This window comes from Halomonas profundus (assembly GCF_020865425.1).
Lineage (GTDB): Bacteria > Pseudomonadota > Gammaproteobacteria > Pseudomonadales > Halomonadaceae > Vreelandella > Vreelandella titanicae.
Genome location: NZ_CP086344.1, coordinates 3275234 through 3301207 on the forward strand (window position 1 = coordinate 3275234; position 25974 = coordinate 3301207).

Genomic DNA, 25974 nt, shown 5'->3' on the forward strand with positions numbered 1-25974 from the left:
ATCACGCTTCAGCCAGCAATAAGAGCCAGCAGCCTGCTGCTGTCGCTTTCTTCTTTTCAACAACTTAACGGATCTCCATGGCGCAATACGTTTTCACCATGAACCGGGTTGGCAAAGTAGTGCCGCCCAAAAAGCAAATTCTCAAGGATATTTCGCTCTCGTTTTTCCCTGGCGCCAAAATCGGCGTTCTGGGGCTTAACGGTTCGGGCAAATCCACACTGCTGCGCATTATGGCCGGTGTCGATAAAGAGTTTGAAGGTGAAGCTCGTCCGATGCCTGGCATCAATGTTGGCTACCTTCCACAGGAGCCGCAGCTAGATGACGAGAAAAACGTCCGCGACACCGTCGAAGAAGCACTGGGGGCGATCAAAGATGCCCAGGAGAAGTTGGATGGGGTGTATGCGGCCTACGCAGAGCCCGACGCCGACTTTGATGCGCTAGCCAGCGAGCAGGCCCGGCTTGAAAATATTATCGAAGCTGCTGATGCGCATAACCTGGAACGCAAACTTGACGTTGCTGCCGAAGCACTGCGACTCCCCCCCTGGGATGCCAAAGTGGGTAACCTCTCAGGTGGTGAGCGCCGTCGTGTAGCACTCTGCCGCTTACTGCTCTCCAGCCCCGATATGCTGCTGCTTGACGAGCCTACCAACCACCTGGATGCAGAATCGGTGGCTTGGCTTGAACGCTTCCTTCACGACTATAACGGTACAGTAGTGGCGATCACCCACGACCGCTACTTCCTGGACAACGTGGCGGGTTGGATTTTGGAGCTTGATCGTGGCCAAGGCATACCCTTCGAGGGTAACTACTCCCAGTGGCTGGAGCAGAAAGATCAGCGTTTGAACCAGGAAGCCAAGCAGGAAGCCTCGCGTCAGAAAGCCATCAAGCAAGAGCTTGAGTGGGTGCGCAGTAACGCCAAAGGCCGCCAGGCAAAGAGCAAAGCACGCCTCAACCGCTTTGAAGAGATGCAGTCTGGCGACTTCCAAAAGCGTAATGAGACCAATGAAATTTATATTCCGCCTGGCCCGCGCCTGGGCGATAACGTCATTGAGTTTCGTGATGTGGCTAAACGCTTCGATGACAAGCTGCTCTACCAGAACCTCTCCTTCACCATTCCCCAGGGTGCGATCGTTGGTATCGTCGGTGGTAACGGTGCGGGTAAATCGACGCTCTTTAAACTGATTACCGGTAAAGAGCAGCCGGACGAAGGCGAAGTCCTGGTGGGTGAAACGGTCGATATCGCTTACGTCGAACAGCTACGCGACGGCTTAGATGACAAGCAGAGCGTGTGGGAAGCCGTTTCGGATGGTCAGGATATCCTTAATATTAACGGCTACGAAGTCTCCTCGCGTGCCTATGTGGGTCGCTTCAACTTTAAGGGTAACGACCAGCAGAAGCGTTTGTCGGAGCTTTCCGGTGGTGAGCGCGGTCGCTTACAGCTTGCCCAAACGCTCAAGCAAGGCGCTAACGTGCTGCTGCTCGATGAGCCCTCCAACGACCTGGATATTGAAACCCTGCGGGCACTGGAGGACGCGCTTCTAGCCTTCCCGGGCTGCGCTATGGTGATCTCTCACGATCGTTGGTTCCTTGACCGTATCGCCACGCACATTATGGCCTTTGAAGGTGACTCTGAAGTGGTCTTATTTGAAGGCAACTACGCGGAGTACGAAGAGGATCATAGAAAGCGGGTCGGAAACGATACGCCTAAGCGCATGAAGTATAAGCGTATTGATGCTTAATCATTAGCATCACGCTGGCAGTCAATGCTGACAGCAAAAGGCCCCGCAGAGCGGGGCCTTTTAGTTTGTGTTTGCACTGACGCTAGCGCAAAGCCCTAACGTCTGCGGCCGGTAAAAAATGACACAAGAAACAAAATAAGAAACAGCACAAACAAAATTTGCGCAATGGTGGACGCCGCCCCGGCAATGCCAGAAAAACCGACCGCCCCAGCGATGATCGCAATAATTAAAAACAGCACTGCATTGCCTAGCATCTTCTTGCTCCTCTCCTTGGTAACGACTTCCCTACACCGCCACTTAACCCATTATGCAACGTGAATATGTCTCAGAGATGATAGGCGCTTTTAGTCATTACCTTAGAGGCCAGCCGTATGCCCCACTTCACCGGTGCCGGAAAGCGAACGCCCCCCGCTTCTAAGGCAAGCTGAGCATGGTGAGCTTCATCAACTGCCATCTGGCGCAGTATGGCGCGGGAGCGGTTGTCACCACGGGGTAGCGACTGTTGGTGTGAATCAAGATGCTTACCTACCTGCTCTTCGGTCGCGGCAACCAATCCCAAACTAATACGATCACTGACCGCCCCAGTGGCCGCGCCAATGCCAAAGGAAGCGGCATAAAACAACGGGTTTAAGCAGCTTGTTCGGCTCTGCAACTGCTCTAGACGCTCATCACACCAGGCAAGATGATCGATCTCCTCTAGCGCCGACTGCTCCATCTGGTGACGCACATGAGGAAGTTTAGCGGTCACGCCCTGCCCCTGATACAGCGCTTGAACACACACCTCACCAGAATGGTTGATACGCATCAAACCTGCTGCATGGCGGCGTTCTTGATCGTCGAACGTTCCCTCAGCCACACCTTCAGCGGGGCTGGTGCGCTGTGGTGAAGCAGCGTGTGGCATAAGCGTTCGTAAAACGGTATCGAACTGATGTATCAGGCGATCTGAACGACTCTGTTGACGATCCATGGCAACACTCCGTTGACTTGCGATAGCGATCTGCCGAACTCAACCGGCAGGCCATGTGAATGCACGCCCACCGAGTAGATGCATATGAATATGGTAGACCGTTTGTCCGCCCATTTCGTTGCAGTTCATCACCACGCGGTAGCCATCTTCAGCAAACCCCTGCTCGCGGGCAAGCTTGGCGGCGGTAAACTGAAGCCGCCCTACTGTGGCAATATCAGCCTCATCGATATCATTGAGCGTGGCGATATGCTTTTTAGGAATGATTAGCTGATGAGTAGGCGCCTGGGGGCCAATATCATTGAATGCCAACACGTGGTCATCTTCATAAACGATATCAGCGGGAATTTCACGGTTAATGATTTTACAAAACAGACAATCCATACAGCTCTCCTTTATTAACTACTTGCCACTTAAGTGTCGAATTATCTCTGCCAGTCTGATGATTGCACCGATGAATTGCACCGGTGAGAGGTAGCTTCAAGCCCACGACCTTTTAACGAAATCGTCTCTGGGAAAGAAGATGCCTAACCAAGGGGGCAAGAATCAACTCCATCGCCAGCGACATCCGCGCCCCCGGCACCACCAACGTGTGCGGACGGGTCATAAACGAGTCCTTAATCATCGCCAGCAGCCAAGGGAAATCAACGGTGGAGGGATCACGAAAACGGATGACCACGAACGACTCAGCGTCGGTGGGAATATCCTGCACTTCAAAGGGGTTAGAGGTATCGACGGTGGGCACACGTTGAAAATTGATGTGAGTACGCGAAAACTGCGGTTGGATGTAGCGCACATAGTCATCCATCCGGCCCAGGATAGTGTCAATGACCGCTTCTTGTGAGTAGCCCCGCAGCTTGGTATCACGGTCGATCTTTTGAATCCATTCAAGATTCATGGTCGGCGCCACACCAACCAACAGATCCACATGGCGGGCAATGTCATACTCTTCAGTGACCAGCCCACCATGCAAGCCTTCATAAAACAGCAGGTCGGTACCACAGGGCAGCGACTGCCACTCGGTGAAAGTACCTACCCGGCAGCCTGCTTCAATTTTCTGCTTATCTTCAGCATGAATATAGTGCCGAAAAGTCCCCGAACCGTGTTCGCCATACTCACTAAACAACCCTTCCAGACGATCCAGCAAATTCGCCTCTACGGCAAAATGCGAAAGTTCGTCTTTGCGTTCTGGCTCTTCTCGGAAGATGCGGTGCAGGTCATCACGGGTATAGCGGTGAAAGGCATCGCCATCGACCATTGCTGCATGCACATCTTCGCGCAGAAACATGCGCTCAAAGCTGCGCTTCACGGTGGTGGTACCCGCCCCTGAGGAACCGGTTACCGCGATAATCGGATACTCCCGAGACATCAGCCATACCTCGCGTGGGAAAGCGCTTGTTTAACCTGCTCAGGTACTTCGACAGGACGCCCAGTAGCACGATCAATCAGTAGCTGATTGATCCGTGCGGTAGCAACTACCTGCTGAGAATCTGCCTGGTAGATGCGCTGATAGATCGTCAACGCTTTGCCTTGGGGCTCGGGTACAGCGGTGGCAATCGTTAGGCCATCGGGCCAGCGCGCTTCACTTTGATACTGAACGGCGAGATCAGCGACCACCGAAGGGTATCCCTGCATATCCCACTCAGGCAGATCCAGTGCAGCAAAGGCTTGAATGCGCGCTTCGTGGAGCAGTGATACCAGCGCATCATGCCCCAAGTGACGGCCGTAGTTCATATCGGTTACCCTCACGGTCAAGGGGTGACGATGTATGACCGCCTCAGCGGGAAAGTCCAGCTTGACACGCTCCATGCCCTGTTTCCTCGTCAGTATTAGCTTAGCGTAAGGCGTGCTTACTCCTCTCGGGCAATCGCCCTGAAGGCGATATCACGGCGACACTCGACGCCGTCCCAGTGAATAGCATTAACGCCTTGGTACGCTTGCTGCTGCGCCGCTGAGACGCTATTGCCCAATGCCGTTACACACAGCACACGGCCACCTGCCGTAATAATCTCGCCCTGGGAATCCTGCGCGGTACCGGCGTGGAACACTTTGCAGCCCGTTTCTTCAGCCGCAGCTAAACCGTGAATCACGTCACCCTTGCGGTAGCTGCCAGGGTAGCCTCCGGCCGCCAGCACCACGCCCACCGCTGCACGGGAATCCCATTCGCAGCGTTGCCCATCCAGCTTGCCCTGGGCACCCGCTAAGCAAAGCTCAGCGAAGTCAGAGGTTAAGCGCAGCATGATTGGCTGAGTTTCAGGATCACCAAAGCGGCAGTTGTACTCAATAACCTTGGGGTTACCCGCCGCGTCTATCATCAGGCCTGCATATAAGAACCCTGTATAAGCATTGCCTTCTGCAGCCATGCCCCTCACGGTGGGCAGAATGACCTGCTCCATGATACGTGCATCAACCTCGGGCGTGACCACAGGTGCTGGTGAATAGGCGCCCATACCGCCGGTATTAGGGCCGGTATCACCATCATAAGCGCGTTTGTGGTCTTGGCTGGTGGCCATGGGTACCACATGCTCGCCGTCCACCATGACAATAAAGCTCGCCTCTTCGCCCTCCAGAAACTCTTCGATAACCACGCGAGCGCCTGCACCGCCGAAGGTATTGGCCTCCAGCATATCGCGAATAGCAGCCTCAGCTTCGGCTTCACTCAGCGCCACGATGACGCCTTTGCCCGCTGCTAGGCCATCCGCCTTAATCACAATGGGTGCGCCCATTTTGCTTAAATAGGCAAGCGCAGAGTCTACGTCAGTAAACGTTTGGTAGTCAGCCGAAGGAATATCATGACGGGCCAGGAAGTCCTTGGTAAATGATTTTGAGCCTTCCAACTGAGCAGCCGCCTGAGTAGGGCCAAAGATAGTCAGACCGGCCGCTTGGAACCGGTCAACAACACCTTCAACCAAGGGAGCCTCCGGCCCCACCACGGTCAAGCCAATCTGCTCATCACGGGCAAAAGCGACCAGGCTGTCGAGATCCGTTGCGGCAATCGCTACGTTGGTCAGCTTCGCTTCCGCCGCGGTGCCGGCATTGCCGGGGGCGACAAAGACCTGCTCAACCTGGGTAGATTGCGCCAATTTCCAAGCCAGGGCGTGCTCGCGACCACCGCCGCCTATCATCAAAACCTTCATGTGCATCCTTCTCAAACGGGAGAGCGTATATCGGCGGCATTATGCCACAGCGCAGCACCAAGTGGGGTCAGGAGGAGGGTTTGTTATCTTTGCTGGTATCGTTGCTATCGCTCTCAGGCTGCTCAGCATCACTCGACTCATCGGCTTGACCCGGCTGATTCAAGGTATTTTGCCAAAAGCGCATGTTTTCTTCGGCAAGCTCACGCATAAATTCTAACGGCGTGTTGCGCATTGCCTGTTTCCACTGGCTCTGCAAACGTTTCTGCTGCTCCAACATCAGTTGCGTACCCTGTTCGAGGTAACGCGACAGCGGCAACGGTGAGGTCATATCGTAAACCCGGATAAGCTGCGCTAGAAGATCGTTTGAAAACACTTCCGCTTCGCTATCCGCTTGCTCCTGCTCAATAATGATAGAGAGCAGAATAGTCCGCGTCAGGTCTTCTCCGCTTTTCGCATCTTCCACCCTGAACGGCTCTTCTTCGATGATTAAACGACGCAGGTCTTCCAGCGTCACATAACGACTCTGCTGAGTATCGTACAACCTGCGGTTTGCATATTTGCGAATTACGCGCACGGCGCATCTCCTTAAACGCGATAGGGACTTTTTTATTCCCGTTACTGGTTCCGTTGCTGATATTGTGCCTGCACCACGCGCCTATGCAAGCCACCTTAATAGTTTAGCAAGGCGTACCGTGCCTGCTTTGTGACCAATAGACCATCATTATGAATTTGATTCTGCTCAATCCCAACGATCTCACCAATGACGGCCACGTCTGCATCACCGATCCACGCCGACTAAAACACCTTCGTGATGTCCATCGATCGGCACCTGGCGACCGGCTCACCGTGGGTGTGCAAGGCGGCGCCATGGGCAAAGCGATGCTAAAAGAGCTCAACGCTGAGCGCGCGTATTTCCAATTAGAAAACCTTGATGAACCACCGCCGCCACCGTTACCCGTACATTTGGCATTGGCTCTGCCCCGTCCCCGTATGTTGGCGCGTACGTTAGAGCATGTGACGGCACTAGGCGTCAAAGAGATCACCCTGCTACATACTAAACGGGTTGAGAAGAGCTACTGGCAATCCCCTGAGTTACGCCCGGAGAAAATCCACCAGCACTTGGTACTCGGCTTAGAACAAGCCCGCGACACCCAGCTACCATCGGTCACCCTGAGCAAAGGCTTTCGTCCTTTTTTGGAGCAGCAACTGCCTGGCTTACTCAGCGAACGCCGCGGACTCGTAGCCCATCCTGGCATGCCCAACGCTTGCCCAAGAGACATAAGTGAACCTACCCTGCTATTGGTAGGCCCTGAGGGCGGTTTTATTGCTTGGGAGGTAGAGCAACTAATGCTAGCAGGTTGCGAGGGTATGCATCTAGGCCCGCGCATTTTACGCGTTGAAACAGCCGTGACCGCGCTTCTATCACGGCTGTTTTAAGCATTTATCGATAGGTAAGTTAGGACTGTTCATCTTCTGGGTCGTGGGGCACAACGGTAGAGTTTTCCCCACACTCGGGCTCCTGCAAGAAGGTTTCACGCACATCCAGCAAGCCAAGGTGGCTAATGGTACGACGACCGAGCAGCAGCGGATAGTTCATTTCTTCACGGTCACGTAGACTAAACTGCTCTTCGTAAATGGTGTCGCCCATACAAACTTCCAACAACACCACGGGACGCTCGTCGCGGCCGCCTGCTCCGCGAACAGCCAATTCTCGATAAAGCGGCCGCTCAATTTGGTCGCTGAATACGTCTCCGCTTGCTTGATCTTCAAGCTTCAAACGAAAGCGCACCCACTCCTCGTCACCCTGCTCGAACATCTCTATATCGCGAGCGTCTAATGAAGAGGTTAATGCTCCGCTATCGAGCTTGGCTTTTACCTCGATATCCCAGGGTTGCAGGGTGGCTTTTTCAACCCAGCCGAATACCTGGTCATCATCTGCCATCGCCATGGAAGCAGACAGACCAGAACCTAACAACACGGCACCTAACATCACTCTGTTAAAAAACATCTTATCTATCAACTGCATAACATCATCCTTGGAAATTAGAAGCACCCTTTTAACACTGCTTACTGCGAACGCTGGCGTAGCTGTTCAAGTAACTCCTGGGTCGCAAACCCATCCGGTATTAACCCTTGATCACGCTGAAAGTTCCGCAAACCTTGCCGGGTGTTGGGCCCCATAATGCCGTCCGCGCCGCCTACAGAGTATCCTACCCGGTTCAACGCGCGCTGAAGTTCTTGAACATCGTCACGAGTAAGTGGCGCTTGATCCCGGGGCCAGCTGTGCTGAATGCCCTCGCGTCCAGCGATCGCATCGCCTAAAGTCGCAACGGCCAGTGCATAACTGGTGGCATTGTTATAGCGTAAAATCGCACGGAAATTAGCACCTACCAAAAATGCAGGGCCATTAGCGCCAGCGGGTACCACGATAGCGGCGCTATCGAAGTTCGGCAATTCGCCCTGCTGCGCCTGTACGCCTTGGTTGCGCCACTCGGCACTGCTGCGGCGTTCGGTCTGGGCGTAATCAAACCCTTCGGGCAGGCGTACCTCAATACCCCAGGGTTGACCGGTTTGCCATCCGGCTCGGTCAAGATAGTTGGCCGTTGATGCCATGACATCGGGGATGCTGTCCCAAATATCGCGCCGACCGTCACCGTCGCCATCGACGGCATAGGCTTCGAAGCTACTGGGAATAAACTGAGTATGTCCCATCGCCCCAGCCCAGGAGCCCTTCATGTCTTCAGCAGCGATATCACCTTGATCAATAATCCGTAACGCCGCGAGCAGCTCACCTCGAGCAAAGTCACGGCGTCGACCATCGTAAGCCAGCGTGGCCAGAGACTCCAACGTCGAAAAATCGCCAAAATTACTGCCATAGTTACTTTCGATGCCCCAAATGGCGACGATTATTTCTGCTGGCACCCCATAGCGCTGCTCCATTTGCTGAGCAGTGTCACGGTGATCAGCCAGCTTTTCTTGACCGTTAGTAATACGCGTGGATGAAACCGCGGTATCCAGATACTCCCAAATAGGGCGAACAAATTCGGGCTGGTAGCCGTCGAGTTCAATCACACGCTCACGATAACGAACGCCATCCAGGGCGTTGCTTAATGTGGCTTCGCTGATCCCTTGGCCTGCAGCGTACTGGCGAAAATCTCGAAGCCACTGCTGAAAATTAGCGTAGCTAACCTCAGAAGCAGCCTGAGTATCGACTTCTGACATTAGCTGAGGGTTAGCGACCGCTACGCTTGACGCGAAAGGAGCGCTTAGCGCTGCGACTATGGAAACACACAAAAGAGGGCTGCAGCGCCGCCCAATAGAGAAATTACCAGACATTATATCGATCCTTAGGCAGTCCTTGGCATATCTGGAATGATGGCCTAGAAAAGAGGTAGATACTAGGGTCTGGCCGAAGGTGATAATTACTTTATAACGCTCTCCACGGCGGACGACTCAGCTAAAGTGCCTACTTCACAGCGAGGAATTAGCCATCGCTCCCACTGCTCGGGCACAACGCAGGGAGCATCAAACCTCAAGGGGTCTGCACGCCACGGCTGATGGCGCTCAAGGCCATTGGGAAGTGTTTCGAGCTGCTCCAGCCAGTGAGCAACATAGAGCCCCTGGGGATCGTAATGGCCCGCCTGTTTGAGCACATTAAAGTAACGATCTTGGCGAGGATCGCGACCAACACCAGCAATATAGCGCCAATTGCCCCAGTTGCTGGCCACGTCATAATCAATCAGGCAGTGCTCGAACCATAACGCCCCCAAACGCCAATCTACCTTTAAGTCTTTAACTAAAAAGCTAGCCACGTTTTGCCGGGCACGATTGGATAGCCAGCCAGTGTGGAGTAGTTCCCGCATAGCGGCATCCACAAACGGCAACCCCGTGGTACCGTTACGCCAGGCATCGAAAGCGGCACACGGCTGGTCAGTCTGGCGTGAGCCAAACATTTTCGCCCCTTCCAACTGAGCGGTACGGATAAAATACTCCCGCCAGAGCAGTTCGAAGCCAATCCAGTAGCTTGACTCATTACTGCCGTTTTCCGCTTCCCACGCTTTCACAGCCTCATAGACTTGACGAGCTGACAGGCAACCTCGCGCCAGCCAGGGTGAAATGCGGGTTGAAAAATTAGCCCCCAATAGCCCGTTGCGGGTTTTCTTGTAGGTTTCACCGCCCTGTTGACGCCACAAGTAATCCTTCAGACGCCCATGAGCCGCTGACTCTCCTCCCCTATAAGCGTAACCTTGGCGAGGATCGGGCTGCCAGGTAGCGCTCTGCTCACAGACGGCTTTTAGCGGCGGAAATCCCCTTGCCGCCTCGGGCCAAGGGGGCAACGTTATTGGAGCGCAGCGGCTGGCAGGCACAGCACATTCGCTCTCCACACTGCGCCTAAAGGCAGAAAAACTCCCAGGCAGCGCTTCCCTCTCAAAAGGCAGCGCCTTTCGATCAATGAGTCGCCCACTCTCTATGCAATTGAGGGCCGTTTGACTAGGCAGGCCTTGCTCAACCGCCTGAATATGCGCGAATTCCTCAACCCCTGCATGGTCAGCAACACGCACCTCTCGTGCGTTTAACTTTGACGCCAGCTCAATCACCACATCACTGGGCTTGCCAATGCGCACCAGCAGATCGCTGCCACGCTGTAGGAGCTCACCACGCAACTCCATTAAGCTTTGCCATAAAAAGCGCAACCGCGCAGGCCCAATACGCGGCGTAGATTCGACGTCAAATAATGGCAAGAACCATCGCTCATCTAACACGTAGATACACATCAGATAACTAGGAGGAGAGGCAAAGTGTAAAAGAGGATTATCAGCAATACGCAGGTCGTCTTGCAGCCAGACAATATCAATCGTGCTGTACATGTTTGTGCCTCCTAGGGGTACATTCCTGCCCAGAACTTGGTGTTATCACCGTGGTTTGCTTGGCTACTTGGCACTACGACGGCACCGCTCGCTGCAGTAGCGCACCTCGTCCCAGCAGCGCGCCCATTTTTTCCGCCAAGTAAACGGTCGCTGGCATTGAGCACAGTCTTTTTGTGGCAGGTGTTGTTTGCGTCGCATGGTCACGTTTAATCACATTTCTGCGGGGCATGGGGTAAAACATGAACGCATTATCTTATACAGTATAATTATTGTACATGATTTTATTGTACATTATTTGTTAAGGGCGAACTAATTACTCGTGTCTTAATACACCCCATCTCCAGACGCAAAAAAACCACCCGAAGGTGGCTTAGCAGCGGTTATTCAATGGCTACTACGCTGTGGTTTGCTCTAGTCAAACCTAGTCAGGGTCAGTCTCGCGGGGTTGGCGCTTGGCGTTCTCCTGGGTTTCCAGGCCGCTTTTAAGCTCATGGGTTAAGGGATCATAGTTCGGGCGCAACTCATCCTTTACGGTACCGCTCCACAGCTTCGAGCCAACAAAGTACCCGGCACGGCCAATCACGTGGGCCGCCACGGGGGCGGTCATCAGGATAAACACGATGATGGCAAATGAGCGGGCCACGATCCCCACTTCAGCAAAGTGCATGGCCGCTGCCAACATAATTAAGATAACGCCTAACGCCGCAGCCTTGGTAGTGGCATGCATGCGGGTTAACAAATCGGGCAACCGCAGCAATCCGACTGAGGCAAGCAGTATAAATAGTGCACCACCAATGATTAACGCGCCCTTTATGAAATCAATCATCCCTTGGGCCTCCCCTTTCCAAAAAGCGCGCAAACGCAATTGCCGCTAAGAACCCCATTAATGCGATCACAATGGCGGCATCCAGAAAGCTAGCCACGTCAGACTTGATGGCATAAACCCCGACCAATCCCACCACGGTGGTAGAAAAAAGCTCTAACGCCACCACCCGATCAGGCAAACTCGGCCCGCGCACTACACGCACAAAAGTAAAGATAAGCGCCAGGCTCATGATGACTTGGCTTATTAAAATGACGGTATCCATTAGCGAAATAGCTCCAAAGCCCGGTGCTCCATCTCTTTTAAGTTGCGCCGTAGCTCCTCTTCATTGTCTAAAAACATCGCGTGGATATACAAGACTTTACGGTCATCTGATACATCCAGGCTCAACGTTCCTGGTGTCAATGAAATCAGATTGGCTACCAGAGTAATTTCCATTTCGGTACGCGCGGAAAGCGGCATCGCAATGACCCCAGGCTTCATATGCCAAGGGGGGGTGACAATATCAAAAGCGACACGCAAGTTGGCTTGAACAAGTTCTTTTAGAAAAAAACCAATAAAGCCGATAAAACGCGGTACTCGCGCAGGATAGCCTTTTAGGGAATCAAGCTGAGGTTCGATGAGTATCAGCGTAATGTAGCCAAATATTAGCCCGACAAGGAGGTTTAAGCCGCTAAAATCACCGCTTAACAGTACCCAAGCAAGGCCTAGCAGTAGGTTCCAAATGGCTCCGGTCATTGCGCTGCCTCCCCAGCATCCGCCTCAGGTTGATCTTCTGCCGCCCCCGTTGGCTGCAGCAGAACATCGTCTGCACTGGCTGAAGCACCCAATACGGCTTCGATATATCCCGAAGGTTCAAACAGTTGATCACCAATACCCATCATCACCCACATAATAGGTTCTGCAAGCACACCAATGAGCAGAGAAAATAACGCCAACACCATAACGGGCGAATACATCATCCACAGGCTAGGCTTTAACAGCCGACCGTCGTCACCAGTGGGCGTGGCAGTCGCAGGCACGTCGTTATCTTCGGGTAACGACTTCCAAAACACTTCATTCCAAATTTTCACCATGGAATAAAGCGTCATTAATCCCACCGCCAGTGCAATACCGGTCACCACATAGGCTTCAACTTCCAGGCCCGCACGCACAATTACAAATTTGGCAAAAAAGCCTGACAGCGGCGGTATCCCCGCCAGCGAGAAGGCAGAAAGAAAGAACGCCACGGCAAGCCAAGGGCGATCTCGGTACAGCCCGCCCATTTTTTTAAGCTGGTAGGTTCCCTGCAAACGGTGGGTGATACCACTGATCAAGAAGAGATTGGTCTTCACCACCATGTTATGCACGATGGCAAACACGCCACCGGCGATCGCCAAAGGTGTGTAAAGAGCTAAGCCTAAGATCATATAGCCAATCTGGCTGACGATATGAAACGACAAGATTCGCCTAAACTCATGCTGGGCGGCGGCACCGAGCACGCCTGTTACCATGGTGAAGGCAGCACCCCAGAGCATAATCTCCTGGAGATAGCCCATGGTTTGATCGAACATCAGGGTGAAGACACGGAACATCGCATACACCCCCACCTTGGTGAGCAACCCGGCAAACAGCGCCGAAACAGCGACAGGCGGGGTGTGATACGAGGCTGGCAGCCAGAAAAATAGCGGAAAGGCGGCGGCTTTGATGCCGAAGGCCACCATAAACATGACCGCAAGCACTTCCACCATACCGGTGTGCTCTGCCTCATCCATGCGCAACGCAATGTCGGCCATGTTGAGTGTACCCACCATGCCATAGAGTAGCCCCACCGCGGTCAGGAAGATGACCGATGCCAACAGGTTCAAGGTGACGTACTTAATCGCCCCTTCCATCTGCGCGCGTTCTCCCCCCAGAATCAGCAGCGCAAAAGAGGCCACCAGCATTACCTCAAACCATACATAGAGGTTAAAGATATCGCCGGTTAAAAAGGCCCCCATCACCCCGGCGAGCAGCAGGTGCATTAACGGATAGTAGCCAAATTTTTCGTGGCCGCGGCCAGTGGTGGCCAGCGAGTAAACACCCATTGCCAAACCGATAAGAGCGGTCATTAACACCATCACCGCACTTAACAGATCGGCTATTAAGGTAATCCCGAAGGGAGCTGGCCAGCTACCCATTTGCATGGTGACATAGCCATCTGACAACGTAGATACAAACAGCCACAGGCTAACCATGAGTAGCGCAACATTACCTGCCACCGCCAAAAAGCGCTGCATGGGGCGCGCGCGCCAAAACAACAAGGAAACTGCCCCGGTTAGCAGGGGCAAGAGGACGGGAAGAGCAACTTCAGGCCTCACGTATCAGTATCCTTCATCTTATCGAGATCATCAGCCTTAACGACTTCGTAGGCGCGTCGAATCAATACCACGGCAAAGGCAAGCACCCCAAAGGCAATCACAATGGCCGTCAGCACAACCGCTTGGGGTAAGGGGTCGGCTACCCCGCTGGGCGGCAGCATCATCCCCTCAGGGATAAGCGGAGGTGCTCCACGGGTCATGCCCGCCGTGGTAAAAATCAGTAAATTGGCGGCATTAGAGAGCAGCATCAGACCAATCACCAGTTTGACGATAGAACGACGCAACATCATAAAAATAGCCGTCGCATACAGCAGGCCAATCGCCACTGCCATTAATGGTTCCATGCTGTGCCTCCTGTTAACTCAAGGTTCATCCTTGTCGACCTCCATAAGCGTCATCACCATGCCGGTGACCGAACCCAGCACAGCAAAATAGACGCCTACATCGAAAATCAGCGGCGTGGAAGCTTTAAAGTCGATAACCGGGATAGTCCACCACTGGGCTGTCAGAAATGGCTGCCCCATAAACCAGGCAGGCACTACCGAGATCATTCCCAGCAATAGCCCAACCCCAATCAGGTCTCGGGGGTCGACCATGCGCAGCACTTCTTTGGTGGCACTTACACCAAAGGCAAACAGATACAGCGTAAACGCCCCTGCCGCTACCAAGCCGGCAATAAATCCTCCGCCCGGCTCGTCATGCCCTCGCAGCAATAGGAAAATAGAAAACATCAGTTGCAGCGGCATTAAAAACCGTGCGGCGGTATTAAGAATAATCGTGCCTGACTTAACCATCGTAAGGCTCCTTGGCAGCTACTTTACTGCTGTCGGTGGTTTTGGTGTTATTGCGTAGCTTTAACATGGCGATCACGCCGATGGCGGCAAGCGCTAACACGAACATCTCACCTAAGGTATCCAGGGCACGGTAGTCGACCAAAATGACGTTAACGATGTTGCGGCCATACGCCAAAGGCGCGCTGTTCTCAATCATGTAGGTCGAAATGGGCTCAAACTGTTGAATGCTCCAGGAGGTCATAATCAGTAGGCAGATCAAGATACCCACCATAGCGGCCACCACGCCGTCGCGTATGCGCTCCAAGCTGGTGGAAAGATTCGAGAAGCGTGGCAGGCGAAACAGCACCAGTACCAGCAAAATAACCGTTAAGGTCTCTACCAGCAGTTGGGTAATCGCTAAATCTGGCGCACTGAACAGAACAAAAATCAATGCAATGGAAAAACCCATGATGCCCACGGAAACCACTGCCCCCAGCCGCGATCGAGAAATGGTCGCAAACAGTGCCCCCATCACCATAGTGCCAGCCACGACTACCTCGTGAAAACGCACATCCAGGTCAACGGCAAACACAGGCGAATGGCGTAATAGAATTGAATTACCGATCAGTGCAATAAGCGTCGCTAACATCACTAAAATGTAGTTACGCATATAGCCGTTTTGGAGCAGCCGAGTTTGCCACTCTGAGAAGTGCACAATGCCATTCATCATGCTTTCATACCCAGCCTCGGGGCCATGGCGCATCACCGGTGCCAATACAGAGAGCTTGCCACGCACGCTGTCCCAACGCCTAAACAGCAAAAAGCCTAAACCAAGGCTAACGATCGACATTATCAACGCGACGTTAATGCCATACCAAAGCGACAGCGCCACTTCTACTGTTTGCCCGGATATAGCAGTGGCGGTTGCCGTTAACAACGCATCAGCACCCAGCACAGCGGGCATCAAGCCTAACAGTAGCGACCCTAGTGCGAGCAACGCGGGCCCAAGCAGCATACCAGGCGGGGCTTCATGTGGTTCAAGCGGGGTTTGGTGACGCTTACCGTAAAAAGGACGTAGCGCCACAATGAAAGCAACGGCGATAGTTAAAATAGATGCCAGAAAGGCGAACAGCACCAGTAGTGTTCGGAAGCTATCGGCACCGAGAACTGATTCAAGCATCAGTTCTTTACCGATAAAACCGAGTAGCGGCGGCACACCGGCAAGCGAAAGCGCAGCCACCAACGCAATGGTGGCAGTCAGCGGCATCACTGAGCGTAACCCGCCCATCTGGGTGACATCTTTCGTGCCGGTCTCATGATCGAGAATACCGGCGACCATAAACAGCGCCCCTTTATACAGCGAGTGCGCGAGCAGGAAGGTAACAAACGCGGTCATCGCGTACTCGGTGCCGATGCCCAATAGCATCGTCAGCGTGCCCAGCGCCATAATGGTCGAGTAAGCGAGCAGCTTTTTGATATTGGTGTGATGAATCGCTAAAAACGCACCCACCAGCATAGTGGTTGCGCCGACCACGGAAAGAACGCCAACCCACATCGCAGTGCCACCCAGCTCCGGGTGTAAGCGCGCCAGCAGATAAATACCCGCTTTCACCATGGTGGCCGAGTGCAGGTAAGCCGAAACCGGAGTCGGCGCGGCCATGGCGTTGGGTAACCAAAAGTGAAACGGAAACTGCGCCGATTTGGTGAAGGCACCCAGTAGCAAACAGATCAGCATAGGCGTGTAGAGTGCATGTTCACGCAGGTCAGCCTCCTGATCGAGAATCTCCGCCAGCGACCAGCTACCGCTGGCAATCCCTAGCAGCACCAGCCCAGCCATTAATGCTAACCCACCCGCCACGGTAACGAATAAGCCCTGCCGCGCTGATTTACGTGCATTGATATCAGCGTGGTTAAAACCAATCAGCAAATAGGAGGTAATGCTGGTCAATTCCCAAAAAACGAATAGCGTTAATAGGCCGTCAGCTAGTACCAGCCCCAGCATCGACACCATGAAGGCGACCAAGGCGATGTGAAATCGGGCAAGATCAGGGTGATCTTTAAGGTAGCCGCCGGCATATACCAGCACGCAGGCCCCCATAACGGTAATCAATAACCCAAAGAGTAACGATAGACCGTCCAACAGGAAGGTAAGGCTGATTCCCAGAGAAGGCACCCACTGCCACTCTAAAAGCAGGCTACCGTTCTCAATGACCTCAGGGGCTTGAAGTGCCAACCACGCCGCCAATCCGGCAGGAAATAGAGCCAATACTAGGCTGGCACGCTGGCCGAACCAGTGGTTTAACATTGGCGATAGCGCCGCCAGTACGAACCCCATTAAAACGGCAAATTGTATCAAGCGAAACCTCCTGAAAAACGAAAGGCTCACCACCAAGACAGCCGCTAGCGGTTAGACACCTTACCTTGCCAATAATATGCCAGCGTTGAATAATAGTGATTCTAAAGTTGTACACCATATAACAGGCAGTTTTGACTGACCAGTCAAACGCTTAAACGCAAACAGCCGCACAGCGATTAATTTCGCAGGGCGGCTGCTATTAGCTTTCAGTTATGACGAGTAGCTAGCTAAACGCTAGGGTTTGGGGCCGATAGCCATCCTGCTAATTCATTGTTGATGACTGCTAACAGTGCCTCAATATGGTCATCGCGATCATTCAGGCAAGGTATATAGCTGAACGTTTCGCCACCCGCTTCCATAAAGCTATCGCGAATCTCCTCTTCGATCTCTTCCAAGGTTTCAACACAGTCGGAAGAGAAGGCAGGCGACATAATCGCAATGTGCTTATGCCCCTGCTCGGCGAGTTCTGCCACATGCTTAACGGTTTGTGGGCCGACCCATTTTTCAGGGCCAAACTGCGACTGGAAAGCGGTATCCACTTCCTCTTTGCTAAAACCAAGCTTCTCACGGAGCAGGCGCGTCGTTTTCTGGCACTGACAGTGGTAAGGATCACCCTCCATCAGGTAGCGCTCGGGAACGCCATGGTAGCTGGCCACCAGCTTGGTCGGCCGGGTCGAGAAACCGTCGTAGGCTTCTTGTACCGAGTTGGCCAACGCCTGAACGTAGGCAGGATGTTCAAAATAAGCGGGCACCGTACGTATATAAGGCTGCCACTTCATCTTCATCAGGGTGCGAAACGCCTGATCATTCGCCGTCGCCGTGGTGGGCGAACCGTACTGAGGGTATAGCGGAAAAAACACGATTCGCTCGCAGCCCTTCTCTTTTAATCGCGTCAGCACGCTTTCCGTCGAGGGATTACCGTAGCGCATGCAGAAATCGACCTCGACATCGTCACCATAAAGCGCCTTTAACCGTGCGGTCATCTTCTCGGTCTGGGCGCGCGTCGTTGTTAGCAGCGGGCTTTCGTTTTTCTCGTTATTCCAGATTCCCCGGTAGGCCTTGCCCGATGAGAACGGACGCTTGGTCAAAATAATCAGCTGTAGCAACGGCTGCCATTTCCAACCGGCATAGTCGACCACACGCTTATCAGAAAGAAACTCATTAAGGTAACGACGCATTGACCAGTAGTCGGTGGCATCCGGGGTTCCCAGGTTTGCCAGCACAACACCCACCTTGGCGCGCGCTACCGGCGGATGCTCGCTGGGTGCATGGGCCAAGCGGCCCTCGCCCGGCTGATCCTTGACGACATTCTCGGTCATTACTCATGCTCCTGAAAAATAACGATGGTGCTCAGTACATCTATCAATTAATTAAATCTTATCACTTTTCGGCAAAGTGGCGGCATAAAGTTATACTATCGGCATTATTTGTATAACTACAGGCCAATTTATGTCCAAGCCTTTGCTTTTAGTGCTCGGCGACCAGCTCTCGTTTTCACTCACAACGCTGCGAGACGCGCCCGCCAATGCCGTGGTTGCCCTATGCGAAGTTGGCGAAGAGGCGCGCTATGTGCCCCATCATATCCATAAAATTGGCCTCTTTTTGGCCGCCATGCGTCACTTTGCCCAGGCACTGCGCGAAAAAGGCTTTCAAGTGCACTACAGCGCGCTGGATGATGCAGATAATTGCCACTCCCTTATTGAGGAAGCCGAACGCATCGCGCAACAGTACGGCTGCAATGAGATACGCGTTGCCCGACCTGGCGAATGGCAGCTATGGGAGACGATGCAGCAGCGCGAAAACGCAACGATTCCGTGGCGACTACTTGAGGATGAGCGCTTTTTCACCACACCCGATGACTTTAGCCAATGGGCAAGCGGACGCAAACAGCTGCGCCTTGAGTACTTTTACCGGGAACAGCGCAAGCGCACCGGGTACTTGATGGAGGGCGACGAACCCGTTGGCGGCAAATGGAATTTTGACCACGACAATCGCCAGCCTATCAAAGCCGCACTGGATTTCCCTGAGCTACCTCAACATCGCCAGGATGCACTGACAAAAGCCGCTCTGGCTGATGCCGAGCGCCACTTTAGCGATCATATGGGCACATTGGCGAACTTTAACCTTCCGGTGACACGGCGGCAGGCATTAGTGGATCTAAAGCATTTTATAGACCATGGACTGGCTGATTTTGGCCGCTATCAGGATGCGATTAGCGATTCAGCGCCCTATCTATATCACTCGCGGCTCTCAGCCGCGATGAACATCGGCTTGCTGTCGCCTCATGAAGTCTGCGAAGCCGCCGAGCAGCGCTACTATGACGGCGACGTGCCGATCAACGCCGTCGAAGGGTTTATTCGCCAAATACTTGGCTGGCGCGAGTACGTGCGAGGGCTCTACTGGACACAGATGCCCAGCTACAAAAGCGCTAATCAGCTAGGTTTTGAGCGCGATCTGCCCGCGTTTTACTGGGACGCGGATACCGATATGCGCTGCCTACAGCGCGCTATTCAGATGACCATCGACAATAGCTACGCCCACCATATTCAACGACTGATGGTGACAGGCAATTTCGCCTTACTATGCGGAGTTAAACCTGAGGCGCTATGCGACTGGTACTTGGCGGTTTATGCCGATGCCAGTGAGTGGGTAGAGTTGCCTAATACGCTGGGGATGGTGCTCCATGCCGACGGCGGCTTAATGGGCTCGAAGCCCTACTGTGCGTCGGGCAAGTATATCGACAAAATGTCCGACCATTGTCAGCACTGCCGTTACTCACCCAAGCAGGTCACGGGGCCAAAAGCCTGCCCTTTCAACAGCCTTTACTGGCACTTTCTCGAAACCAACGCTGAGCGCCTGAGTAAGAACCCTCGTATGAAGCTGATTTACGGCTCCCTCAACCGCATGGCCGATGAGAAGCGCGAGGCTATCCGCCAACAGGCTGAGCACTTTTTGGATCAATTGGAAACATCGCCTGGCTACGGGCAGCCCTACCACACAGCAGGTTATTCGGCCAATACCAACCAGGAGTCACCATGAGCCGCTACACGCCACTACATGCTGCACCGCCAGTTATGCTATTTCACGATGGTCACTGCCCCTTTTGCCAACAGGAAGTCGCGTGGCTGGAAAAGCATCGCCATCGGGAACACATCGCGCTGGTAGATATCCAGGCACGTGATTTTAACGCTCAGGCGTATGGGCAGGACTTTAACGCCATGATGGGCCAGTTGCACCTGCGTGATAGCCAAGGGAAATGGTATATCGGCATGGATGCCAGCCGTGCCCTCTATGCAGTGTTGGGCTATCGGCGGCTGGTGAGGTTTTCATGCTTTCCGGGAGTACACGGCATAATGAATGCCGGCTACCGGTTTTTTGCCCGTCGCCGAATTCGGCTTGGGCAGTGGTGGGAAAAGCGTCAGGCTAAACGTTGATGGGTGAGAGCAGCGTTAAAAAACAAGCGGCATACGCGATGTGAGCGGCTCACTATAGTGCGCGTCGCGGCCTATCACTTCATCGTGGGGCACATGCTGTACCAGGTAAGCGCGATGAATCCCGGCGCGCTTGAGATCCATATAGGCATCATCTAGCGAGCGAAACAGCATTGGCTTGGTACGCTGCGTCAGCATATGACGCTCGCCTTCAACGTCTTCCAGCTCAACCTGATAAAAACGGCTGCCCGAATGGGTAATCACGCGAATTTCAAAATTGTCGTGATTGGCGACAAATTGCTTAAGATCCTTAAGTTCCATGGTTCCCTCCTATTATTTGGCTATTTCATACGTTATGTCATCAGGGCACAGCATGACTGCGCCCCATGACACTTCTATTGCCCTGTCATTGCAATGTAATGACAATAAGCAATAACTAGACATTAATAGCTAGGAGGTCAATATCGCAAGAGAGTTCCTGACCGGCAGGTCAAGATATCAATCGATCATTGATATTCAGAGGGGTCGATCGCTTTGCCAAGCGAATTGCGGTCAATCCAGTTGCCGCCTTTAGTCTCTTTGTAGCGGAACACGACCTTATCTCCCACCGTCACAGGCAGCTCACCATCTTCAGTCTGGTAACTATACTTCTCGCCTGCGACCACTAAATGGTAGCGATAAAGATCCGGCATACCTAGCCACTCTTTAAAAGGGCCTTCGCGCTCTATCGCCTCTAGCTCACCGCGACCTTCTAACTTAGGAAGACGCTGCCGGTTACCGCGCCGAAATCCACCTGCCATTTGCTGCTCCCGTTTTTACATATCGTGGGTGAGGCATTATACGAACTCGCCCCCCATCCTCAAGCTACTTATCACTAGCCTGTCATCACAAACCAGTCATCATTAACTTAGTCGCCGAACGCTTGGCCGTAACTATCCGGGGCCAAATCCTCAAAGCGGGTATATTTGCCGATAAAGGCCATATGCACCGTGCCAATAGGACCATTACGCTGCTTACCGATAATTAACTCAGCAATCCCCTGATTGTCGGGATTATCTGGATTATAGACCTCATCGCGATAAACGAAGGCAATGACGTCGGCATCCTGCTCGATCGCACCAGATTCCCTCAGATCCGACATAACCGGGCGTTTGTTGGGGCGCTGCTCCAAGGAGCGGTTCAACTGAGAAAGAGCTACCACAGGGCAGTTAAACTCTTTCGCCAACCCCTTCAAGGAGCGCGAAATCTCGGAAATCTCACCGGTGCGGTTTTCGCTAAAGCCAGGGATCTGCATCAACTGAAGATAATCGATCATGACCAGTGCGATATTGCCATGTTCACGCACCACACGGCGCAACCTTGAGCGCATTTCGTTAGGCGACAAGGCCGCGGTGTCGTCGATAAACAGCTGTTTGTCTTTGAGCAGATTAACCGCTGAGGTTAAACGCGGCCAATCCTCGTCCTCCAGTTGCCCGGTACGCACACGGGTTTGATCGATTCGGCCCAGGGAAGACAGCATCCTCAGCATGAGCGACTCTGCGGGCATCTCCATGGAGAACACCATGACTGGCTTGTCGCTGGAAATCACCGCATGTTCAACCAGGTTCATAGCGAAGGTCGTTTTACCCATCGAGGGTCGACCGGCGATGACCACCATATCGGATGGCTGCAACCCGGTGGTCATTTCATCCAGATCACGAAAACCAGTGGAAAGCCCGGTCATTTCACCTTTCAGATTAAACAGCTCATCAATACGATCCACCGCCTTGGTCAATAGATCGCTCATGCCAATGGGGCCGCCCGTTTTGGGGCGCTCCTCGGCAATCTGGAACACTAACCGCTCGGCTTCGTTAAGCAATTCATCAGCCGGGCGCCCCTGGGGAGTAAAGGCACTATCGGCAATTTGATTAGCCGCACGGATCAGCTTGCGCAGCGTTGCCCGCTCACGCACGATATCAGCATAGGCGCGAATATTACTGGCAGAGGGCGTGTTACGAGCAAGCTCTGCCAAAAACGCCAGGCCGCCTACGGTATCCAAGTGATCACGCGCTTCCAGCGCTTCAGAAAGCGTCACCACATCCAGCGGCTGACCGGCTTCAGCCAGATGAATCATCACGTTGAACACCAAACGGTGCTCATAGCGGTAGAAGTCATCAGCGACCAACCGCTCTGAAACGTTATCCCAGGCCTGGTTGTCTAGCATGAGCCCGCCTAGTACCGACTGCTCCGCCTCTAATGAATGCGGCGGCAGTTTTAGCGCTGCCGTTTCTGTATCAGCAGAAGGCTGGTCCTGCATAGCGAGCTCCTTTAAACACTACTGCGTAGCCGGTGAAGATGCTTATCTTAGCCGCATGCGGTGCGACTACCAACATGATCAAGGCGTTGTCTTAAAATACCCAGCGGGAGATGGGCTGGATAGTTTTGGCAACGCCCAAAAAATAGCGAATATCCAGAACTAGCGGATACCCGGAAAAACAAAAGGCGCGGGAGAAACCCCGCGCCTTTTGAGGCAGCTGTATTAGCTGCCGTTAGTAACGACTTTACGTCGTTACTAACTTAACTACTCGCTCAATTACTCTGCAACTACCACTACGCGTACAACGGCATCCACTTCAGCGTGCAAGTGAAGAGTGATGTCGTATTCGCCAGTTTGACGAATTGGGCCATTTGGCATGCGGACTTCGCTTTTGGCAATATCGATGCCAGCAGAGGAAATCGCGTCGGCCAGGTCACGCGGACCAATAGAACCAAACAGCTTGCCTTCATCGCCTGCTTTGGAAACCAAAGACAGTTCGATATCGTTTAGCTGCTCAGCGCGCGCTTCGGCTTCTGCCTTACGCTCAGCGGCTTGCGCTTCGAGCTCAGCACGCTGTGCTTCAAACGCTTCGATGTTGTCTTTGGTGGCCGGTACGGCTAAGCCGTAAGGCACCAAGTAGTTACGACCATAACCAGGCTTCACGGTGACCTTGTCACCCAGGCCGCCCAGCTTACCAATGTTGTCGAGCAGAATGACTTCCATCTCGTAAACCTCTTGTCAGTTGCTGCGGGCAAGGCGTGCGCGAACGTTCGCGAATGTATCAATCAGCCCCAACAGCAGCACAATGAGAATCGTGGGCCAGGTCGTGATCAGTAGCACATAAAATGCTACCAGCCACAGCCCGTTCATCCCCTTTATTCCAATAAACCCGTGCACTAACGCAACGCCAGCTACCAACAGCGGAATCCAACCAAGCATCGCCAGCGCATGAGCGCCTAGCAGCATACCTATCACCCCAATGACGACCAGCACGGCTAGCTCTTTAGGGGTCAAGCGCAGTGCGTGAAACTCTTCGCGAAAGCCACCTGGGTTGTACAACCCAGCTTGCCAACTCCGCGCAAGTGCCAAGCACACTATGGCTGCCAACAGCACCACAAGCCCGGTTACTCCACCCACCACCAGTGCGGCAATGGTTTGAGTATCGTAGCCTTGATTGGCAAATTCCGTGAGCATGCGATCCACTTCTTCTGAACCTTCTCGCAACTGCTCAAGCATTAGCTCAGTGCCACCTGGCGGACTGAAGATGCCGAGTTGAACCATGACAGAGGCGACCAACGTCCCCACAATCAAGGTTTCCCCCCAACGCATCCTCTCGCGCAGGATAACGGCCATCAGCGTAACCAGCAGTAAGCTGGCAAGCGGAATCACATCACCCTGAGCCCACCACCAACCGGCTGGTAGTGCTGCGGCGATGATGACCGGTAGCGCAGGGGCAAAACCTCTGCGCAGCGTCATCAACGCAGCGATGGCTGCTCCTAACCAGAACAGCCAAGGCACTAGCGTTGCCAAGGCCGCCCCGCCTGCAGCGTAAGGCGTGCCCCGCATTAGCCATCGGGCTAGTGCCAGCATCACGTTAAACGCTTACTGGTGGCTATCGGAGTAGGGCAGCAGTGCCAGATAACGCGAACGCTTGATAGCGGTCGCCAACTGACGCTGATAGCGTGCTTTGGTGCCGGTAATACGGCTTGGAACGATCTTGCCGGTTTCGGTGATGTAAGCCTTCAGCGTGTCCAGATCTTTGTAATCGATCTGCTTGATGCCTTCAGCGGTGAAGCGGCAAAACTTACGGCGACGGAAAAAACGTGCCATGGACTAGCTCCTTAAAACGTGCAGTGAATAAAATCAGGCAGTTTCTTCTTCTTCAGCGCGCGGTTTTTCTTCGCGACGCGGACGTTTTTCTTCTGCCGGTTTCATCATCGGGGAAGCTTCAGTAACAGCTTCTTTGCAGCGAACAACCAGGCTGCGGATAATGGCGTCGTTGTAACGGAAGATGTTCTCGATCTCGTCGAGAGTCTCGCCGCTACATTCAACGTTCATCAGCACGTAGTGGGCTTTGTGGATCTTGTTGATTGGGTAAGCCAAGTGACGACGGCCCCAATCTTCTAGACGATGCACAGTGCCGCTGTTTTCGGTAACGATGCTGGTGTAGCGCTCGACCATTGCCGGCACCTGCTCGCTTTGATCCGGGTGGACCATAAACACGATTTCGTAATGACGCATGGGATCTCCTTGCGGTTTGACAGCTTCCTTTGTGTGCCATTGCTTAACGCAATAAACGACGACAGGGAAGCAAGGAGTTAACTGAAGTGCTCCGCCACCGCGCTAGGCGGCCACAGGGGCATCAAACAGAACTTTTCATTTCAGCAAAAGCTAATACTTCAACGACAGCTAACACCCGCTTGCAGACAAACGGGCGCGTGTATCTTAGTAGCACGGCGGTTAACTTGCAAGCTGGCGCTGACGGACAGCCTCGAACAGGCAAATACCAGTAGCCACCGAGACATTAAGGCTAGAGACCTCCCCCGCCATGGGAAGCTTGGCAAGATTATCGCAGGCTTCGCGAGTCAAGCGCCGCATGCCCTTGCCTTCCGCCCCCATCACCAGCGCGGTGGGGCCGGTCATATCAATGTCAAAAACGCTGGCCTCAGCTTCACCAGCCGTACCGGTTATCCAGACACCGGCATCTTTTAGCTTGGCCAGGGTGCGAGCCAAGTTAGTCACTTGATAAACCGGCACCACTTCGGCGGCGCCACAAGCGACTTTACGCACCGTTGCATTGAGCGGTGCGGCTTTATCTTTCGCCACAATCACGCCGTGGGCACCGGCGGCATCCGCGCTACGCAGGCAGGCACCAAAGTTATGCACATCTGTCACGCCATCCAAAATCAGCAACAGCGGTGGTGTATTCGAGGGCCAGGCGCGTAGCTTAAGCCAGAGCGACTCTTCACCTTCAGGAGTTAACGGCGGACAAAACGCCACCACTCCCTGATGAGCCGCCCCCTGGGTTAGCTGATCAAGCAAATCCCGGGGCTGCTCTTTTACTCGAGCACCATGCGCCTGGGCCTGGGTAATCAGCTCTTTTAAGCGGCTCCCTGCCCCCTGCTGCACCCAAAGCTCTCGGGGCGCTTCGCCTCTGTCTAACAGGCTTTGCAATGCATGAACGCCATATACCTGATCCAAACCATCAGGGGTCTTGGGGCCCCGCCGTGAAGACGCCGACTTCATAC

At 53.6% G+C, this 25974-nt stretch carries 31 protein-coding genes; 4 read left to right on the top strand and 27 right to left on the bottom strand.

The genetic code is table 11. The features are described 5' to 3' along the window. Positions 1 to 77 precede the first annotated feature (77 nt). Positions 78 to 1739, top strand: coding sequence for an energy-dependent translational throttle protein EttA (gene ettA / locus LMS44_RS14880; protein WP_009287680.1), 1662 nt, complete (start codon positions 78 to 80; stop codon positions 1737 to 1739). A 95-nt stretch (positions 1740 to 1834) separates the two neighbouring features. On the opposite strand, the gene LMS44_RS14885 is transcribed toward ettA, so the two are convergent. The 7 genes from LMS44_RS14885 to phaR form a co-directional block, all read right to left on the bottom strand. Further along, on the bottom strand, positions 1835 to 1993 hold the full coding sequence (locus LMS44_RS14885) for a DUF1328 domain-containing protein (RefSeq protein WP_022522744.1): 159 nt from the start codon (positions 1991 to 1993) through the stop codon (positions 1835 to 1837). Positions 1994 to 2064: 71 nt separating this feature from the next. After that, positions 2065 to 2706, bottom strand: a complete 642-nt coding sequence (gene coq7 / locus LMS44_RS14890) for a 2-polyprenyl-3-methyl-6-methoxy-1,4-benzoquinone monooxygenase (RefSeq protein WP_009287679.1) — start codon at positions 2704 to 2706, stop codon at positions 2065 to 2067. A gap of 39 nt (positions 2707 to 2745) precedes the next feature. Continuing rightward, on the bottom strand, positions 2746 to 3087 hold the full coding sequence (locus LMS44_RS14895; protein WP_022522743.1) for a histidine triad nucleotide-binding protein: 342 nt from the start codon (positions 3085 to 3087) through the stop codon (positions 2746 to 2748). Between the two features lie 112 nt (positions 3088 to 3199). After that, complete coding sequence (locus LMS44_RS14900; RefSeq protein WP_009287678.1) at positions 3200 to 4072, bottom strand: phosphoribulokinase; 873 nt, start codon at positions 4070 to 4072, stop codon at positions 3200 to 3202. Beyond that, entirely contained in the window at positions 4072 to 4512 is a 441-nt protein-coding gene (locus LMS44_RS14905) for an acyl-CoA thioesterase (protein WP_022522742.1), read from the bottom strand. Before LMS44_RS14905 ends, LMS44_RS14900 begins: the two co-directional genes overlap by 1 nt. Before the next feature lie 41 nt (positions 4513 to 4553). Beyond that, the gene (gene purD, locus LMS44_RS14910) at positions 4554 to 5840 is read right to left on the bottom strand and encodes a phosphoribosylamine--glycine ligase (protein ID WP_138800497.1); all 1287 of its coding nucleotides are present in this window, start codon (positions 5838 to 5840) and stop codon (positions 4554 to 4556) included. 67 nt (positions 5841 to 5907) lie between these two features. Then, complete coding sequence (phaR, locus tag LMS44_RS14915; protein WP_009287676.1) at positions 5908 to 6414, bottom strand: polyhydroxyalkanoate synthesis repressor PhaR; 507 nt, start codon at positions 6412 to 6414, stop codon at positions 5908 to 5910. Positions 6415 to 6563: 149 nt separating this feature from the next. On the opposite strand from phaR, the gene LMS44_RS14920 reads away from it, so the two are divergent. Then, the gene (locus LMS44_RS14920) at positions 6564 to 7277 is read left to right on the top strand and encodes a 16S rRNA (uracil(1498)-N(3))-methyltransferase (RefSeq protein WP_278371537.1); all 714 of its coding nucleotides are present in this window, start codon (positions 6564 to 6566) and stop codon (positions 7275 to 7277) included. 19 nt (positions 7278 to 7296) lie between these two features. On the opposite strand, the gene rloA3 is transcribed toward LMS44_RS14920, so the two are convergent. From rloA3 to hemH, 12 genes are all read right to left on the bottom strand, one after another. After that, complete coding sequence (rloA3, locus tag LMS44_RS14925; RefSeq protein WP_022522738.1) at positions 7297 to 7866, bottom strand: retropepsin-like aspartic peptidase RloA3; 570 nt, start codon at positions 7864 to 7866, stop codon at positions 7297 to 7299. Between the two features lie 41 nt (positions 7867 to 7907). After that, complete coding sequence (locus LMS44_RS14930) at positions 7908 to 9176, bottom strand: lytic murein transglycosylase (RefSeq protein WP_022522737.1); 1269 nt, start codon at positions 9174 to 9176, stop codon at positions 7908 to 7910. 86 nt (positions 9177 to 9262) lie between these two features. Next, positions 9263 to 10708 carry a DASH family cryptochrome gene (locus tag LMS44_RS14935; RefSeq protein ID WP_138800495.1) on the bottom strand — a complete coding sequence of 482 codons (1446 nt, stop codon included), beginning with the start codon at positions 10706 to 10708 and terminating at the stop codon, positions 9263 to 9265. A gap of 63 nt (positions 10709 to 10771) precedes the next feature. Next, positions 10772 to 10906 (bottom strand): DUF2256 domain-containing protein, encoded by a 135-nt coding sequence (locus LMS44_RS14940; RefSeq protein WP_138800494.1) that lies wholly within the window; start codon positions 10904 to 10906, stop codon positions 10772 to 10774. Positions 10907 to 11129: 223 nt separating this feature from the next. After that, the gene (gene mnhG, locus LMS44_RS14945; RefSeq protein WP_007113321.1) at positions 11130 to 11534 is read right to left on the bottom strand and encodes a monovalent cation/H(+) antiporter subunit G; all 405 of its coding nucleotides are present in this window, start codon (positions 11532 to 11534) and stop codon (positions 11130 to 11132) included. After that, complete coding sequence (locus LMS44_RS14950; protein WP_022522735.1) at positions 11527 to 11796, bottom strand: MrpF/PhaF family protein; 270 nt, start codon at positions 11794 to 11796, stop codon at positions 11527 to 11529. The genes mnhG and LMS44_RS14950 overlap by 8 nt, the downstream gene beginning before the upstream one ends. Next, positions 11796 to 12269: a Na+/H+ antiporter subunit E gene (locus LMS44_RS14955; protein ID WP_022522734.1), complete on the bottom strand. Its 474-nt coding sequence runs from the start codon at positions 12267 to 12269 to the stop codon at positions 11796 to 11798. The genes LMS44_RS14950 and LMS44_RS14955 overlap by 1 nt, the downstream gene beginning before the upstream one ends. After that, a complete protein-coding gene (locus LMS44_RS14960; protein ID WP_278371533.1) occupies positions 12266 to 13870 on the bottom strand; it encodes a Na+/H+ antiporter subunit D in 1605 nt (534 codons plus the stop codon). The genes LMS44_RS14955 and LMS44_RS14960 overlap by 4 nt, the downstream gene beginning before the upstream one ends. Beyond that, positions 13867 to 14214: a Na+/H+ antiporter subunit C gene (locus LMS44_RS14965; protein WP_022522732.1), complete on the bottom strand. Its 348-nt coding sequence runs from the start codon at positions 14212 to 14214 to the stop codon at positions 13867 to 13869. The genes LMS44_RS14960 and LMS44_RS14965 overlap by 4 nt, the downstream gene beginning before the upstream one ends. Positions 14215 to 14232: 18 nt before the next feature. Beyond that, the gene (locus tag LMS44_RS14970; protein WP_022522731.1) at positions 14233 to 14664 is read right to left on the bottom strand and encodes a Na+/H+ antiporter subunit B; all 432 of its coding nucleotides are present in this window, start codon (positions 14662 to 14664) and stop codon (positions 14233 to 14235) included. Beyond that, complete coding sequence (locus LMS44_RS14975; RefSeq protein ID WP_027960148.1) at positions 14657 to 16996, bottom strand: putative monovalent cation/H+ antiporter subunit A; 2340 nt, start codon at positions 16994 to 16996, stop codon at positions 14657 to 14659. Before LMS44_RS14975 ends, LMS44_RS14970 begins: the two co-directional genes overlap by 8 nt. 230 nt (positions 16997 to 17226) lie before the next feature. Continuing rightward, positions 17227 to 18318 (bottom strand): ferrochelatase, encoded by a 1092-nt coding sequence (gene hemH, locus LMS44_RS14980; protein ID WP_022522729.1) that lies wholly within the window; start codon positions 18316 to 18318, stop codon positions 17227 to 17229. A 130-nt stretch (positions 18319 to 18448) separates the two neighbouring features. Here hemH and LMS44_RS14985 point away from each other — a divergent pair, with 130 nt between their 5' ends. Then, positions 18449 to 20038 carry a cryptochrome/photolyase family protein gene (locus tag LMS44_RS14985; RefSeq protein WP_498945519.1) on the top strand — a complete coding sequence of 530 codons (1590 nt, stop codon included), beginning with the start codon at positions 18449 to 18451 and terminating at the stop codon, positions 20036 to 20038. Beyond that, positions 20035 to 20433, top strand: coding sequence for a thiol-disulfide oxidoreductase DCC family protein (locus LMS44_RS14990; protein WP_498945520.1), 399 nt, complete (start codon positions 20035 to 20037; stop codon positions 20431 to 20433). The genes LMS44_RS14985 and LMS44_RS14990 overlap by 4 nt, the downstream gene beginning before the upstream one ends. Before the next feature lie 15 nt (positions 20434 to 20448). On the opposite strand, the gene LMS44_RS14995 is transcribed toward LMS44_RS14990, so the two are convergent. The 8 genes from LMS44_RS14995 to rlmB all read right to left on the bottom strand — a co-directional run bounded on the left by LMS44_RS14995 (position 20449) and on the right by rlmB (position 25972). Further along, on the bottom strand, positions 20449 to 20751 hold the full coding sequence (locus LMS44_RS14995; RefSeq protein ID WP_027960145.1) for a DUF6482 family protein: 303 nt from the start codon (positions 20749 to 20751) through the stop codon (positions 20449 to 20451). A gap of 185 nt (positions 20752 to 20936) precedes the next feature. Next, complete coding sequence (locus LMS44_RS15000) at positions 20937 to 21230, bottom strand: hypothetical protein (protein ID WP_022522725.1); 294 nt, start codon at positions 21228 to 21230, stop codon at positions 20937 to 20939. Between the two features lie 107 nt (positions 21231 to 21337). Beyond that, positions 21338 to 22726 carry a replicative DNA helicase gene (gene dnaB, locus LMS44_RS15005; RefSeq protein WP_009287667.1) on the bottom strand — a complete coding sequence of 463 codons (1389 nt, stop codon included), beginning with the start codon at positions 22724 to 22726 and terminating at the stop codon, positions 21338 to 21340. 276 nt (positions 22727 to 23002) lie between these two features. Next, entirely contained in the window at positions 23003 to 23449 is a 447-nt protein-coding gene (rplI, locus tag LMS44_RS15010) for a 50S ribosomal protein L9 (protein WP_022522724.1), read from the bottom strand. A gap of 15 nt (positions 23450 to 23464) precedes the next feature. Continuing rightward, positions 23465 to 24316 carry a hypothetical protein gene (locus LMS44_RS15015; protein WP_498947298.1) on the bottom strand — a complete coding sequence of 284 codons (852 nt, stop codon included), beginning with the start codon at positions 24314 to 24316 and terminating at the stop codon, positions 23465 to 23467. A 12-nt stretch (positions 24317 to 24328) separates the two neighbouring features. Next, the gene (gene rpsR, locus LMS44_RS15020; RefSeq protein WP_008958980.1) at positions 24329 to 24556 is read right to left on the bottom strand and encodes a 30S ribosomal protein S18; all 228 of its coding nucleotides are present in this window, start codon (positions 24554 to 24556) and stop codon (positions 24329 to 24331) included. Positions 24557 to 24589: 33 nt separating this feature from the next. Then, a complete protein-coding gene (gene rpsF, locus LMS44_RS15025; protein ID WP_007113338.1) occupies positions 24590 to 24967 on the bottom strand; it encodes a 30S ribosomal protein S6 in 378 nt (125 codons plus the stop codon). A 219-nt stretch (positions 24968 to 25186) separates the two neighbouring features. Further along, complete coding sequence (gene rlmB, locus LMS44_RS15030) at positions 25187 to 25972, bottom strand: 23S rRNA (guanosine(2251)-2'-O)-methyltransferase RlmB (RefSeq protein ID WP_009287665.1); 786 nt, start codon at positions 25970 to 25972, stop codon at positions 25187 to 25189. Between the last annotated feature and the right edge of the window lie 2 nt (positions 25973 to 25974).

Excerpts from the sequence above, each read along its gene's own strand:
- rloA3 (WP_022522738.1), bottom strand. The coding sequence starts at position 7,866 with ATGCAGTTGATAGATAAGATGTTTTTTAACAGAGTGATGTTAGGTGCC.
- LMS44_RS14950 (WP_022522735.1), bottom strand. The coding sequence starts at position 11,796 with ATGGATACCGTCATTTTAATAAGCCAAGTCATCATGAGCCTGGCGCTT.
- LMS44_RS14895 (WP_022522743.1), bottom strand. The coding sequence starts at position 3,087 with ATGGATTGTCTGTTTTGTAAAATCATTAACCGTGAAATTCCCGCTGAT.
- dnaB (WP_009287667.1), bottom strand. The coding sequence starts at position 22,726 with ATGCAGGACCAGCCTTCTGCTGATACAGAAACGGCAGCGCTAAAACTG.
- LMS44_RS14970 (WP_022522731.1), bottom strand. The coding sequence starts at position 14,664 with ATGGTTAAGTCAGGCACGATTATTCTTAATACCGCCGCACGGTTTTTA.
- rlmB (WP_009287665.1), bottom strand. The coding sequence starts at position 25,972 with ATGAAGTCGGCGTCTTCACGGCGGGGCCCCAAGACCCCTGATGGTTTG.
- LMS44_RS14900 (WP_009287678.1), bottom strand. The coding sequence starts at position 4,072 with ATGTCTCGGGAGTATCCGATTATCGCGGTAACCGGTTCCTCAGGGGCG.
- LMS44_RS14920 (WP_278371537.1), top strand. The coding sequence starts at position 6,564 with ATGAATTTGATTCTGCTCAATCCCAACGATCTCACCAATGACGGCCAC.
- LMS44_RS14985 (WP_498945519.1), top strand. The coding sequence starts at position 18,449 with ATGTCCAAGCCTTTGCTTTTAGTGCTCGGCGACCAGCTCTCGTTTTCA.
- LMS44_RS14905 (WP_022522742.1), bottom strand. The coding sequence starts at position 4,512 with ATGGAGCGTGTCAAGCTGGACTTTCCCGCTGAGGCGGTCATACATCGT.
- mnhG (WP_007113321.1), bottom strand. The coding sequence starts at position 11,534 with ATGATTGATTTCATAAAGGGCGCGTTAATCATTGGTGGTGCACTATTT.
- LMS44_RS14965 (WP_022522732.1), bottom strand. The coding sequence starts at position 14,214 with ATGGAACCATTAATGGCAGTGGCGATTGGCCTGCTGTATGCGACGGCT.
- LMS44_RS14930 (WP_022522737.1), bottom strand. The coding sequence starts at position 9,176 with ATGTCTGGTAATTTCTCTATTGGGCGGCGCTGCAGCCCTCTTTTGTGT.
- LMS44_RS14885 (WP_022522744.1), bottom strand. The coding sequence starts at position 1,993 with ATGCTAGGCAATGCAGTGCTGTTTTTAATTATTGCGATCATCGCTGGG.
- LMS44_RS15000 (WP_022522725.1), bottom strand. The coding sequence starts at position 21,230 with ATGGCAGGTGGATTTCGGCGCGGTAACCGGCAGCGTCTTCCTAAGTTA.
- ettA (WP_009287680.1), top strand. The coding sequence starts at position 78 with ATGGCGCAATACGTTTTCACCATGAACCGGGTTGGCAAAGTAGTGCCG.
- rplI (WP_022522724.1), bottom strand. The coding sequence starts at position 23,449 with ATGGAAGTCATTCTGCTCGACAACATTGGTAAGCTGGGCGGCCTGGGT.
- rpsF (WP_007113338.1), bottom strand. The coding sequence starts at position 24,967 with ATGCGTCATTACGAAATCGTGTTTATGGTCCACCCGGATCAAAGCGAG.
- hemH (WP_022522729.1), bottom strand. The coding sequence starts at position 18,318 with ATGACCGAGAATGTCGTCAAGGATCAGCCGGGCGAGGGCCGCTTGGCC.
- LMS44_RS14990 (WP_498945520.1), top strand. The coding sequence starts at position 20,035 with ATGAGCCGCTACACGCCACTACATGCTGCACCGCCAGTTATGCTATTT.
- coq7 (WP_009287679.1), bottom strand. The coding sequence starts at position 2,706 with ATGGATCGTCAACAGAGTCGTTCAGATCGCCTGATACATCAGTTCGAT.
- purD (WP_138800497.1), bottom strand. The coding sequence starts at position 5,840 with ATGAAGGTTTTGATGATAGGCGGCGGTGGTCGCGAGCACGCCCTGGCT.
- rpsR (WP_008958980.1), bottom strand. The coding sequence starts at position 24,556 with ATGGCACGTTTTTTCCGTCGCCGTAAGTTTTGCCGCTTCACCGCTGAA.
- LMS44_RS14955 (WP_022522734.1), bottom strand. The coding sequence starts at position 12,269 with ATGACCGGAGCCATTTGGAACCTACTGCTAGGCCTTGCTTGGGTACTG.
- LMS44_RS15015 (WP_498947298.1), bottom strand. The coding sequence starts at position 24,316 with ATGCTGGCACTAGCCCGATGGCTAATGCGGGGCACGCCTTACGCTGCA.
- LMS44_RS14940 (WP_138800494.1), bottom strand. The coding sequence starts at position 10,906 with ATGCGACGCAAACAACACCTGCCACAAAAAGACTGTGCTCAATGCCAG.
- LMS44_RS14995 (WP_027960145.1), bottom strand. The coding sequence starts at position 20,751 with ATGGAACTTAAGGATCTTAAGCAATTTGTCGCCAATCACGACAATTTT.
- LMS44_RS14935 (WP_138800495.1), bottom strand. The coding sequence starts at position 10,708 with ATGTACAGCACGATTGATATTGTCTGGCTGCAAGACGACCTGCGTATT.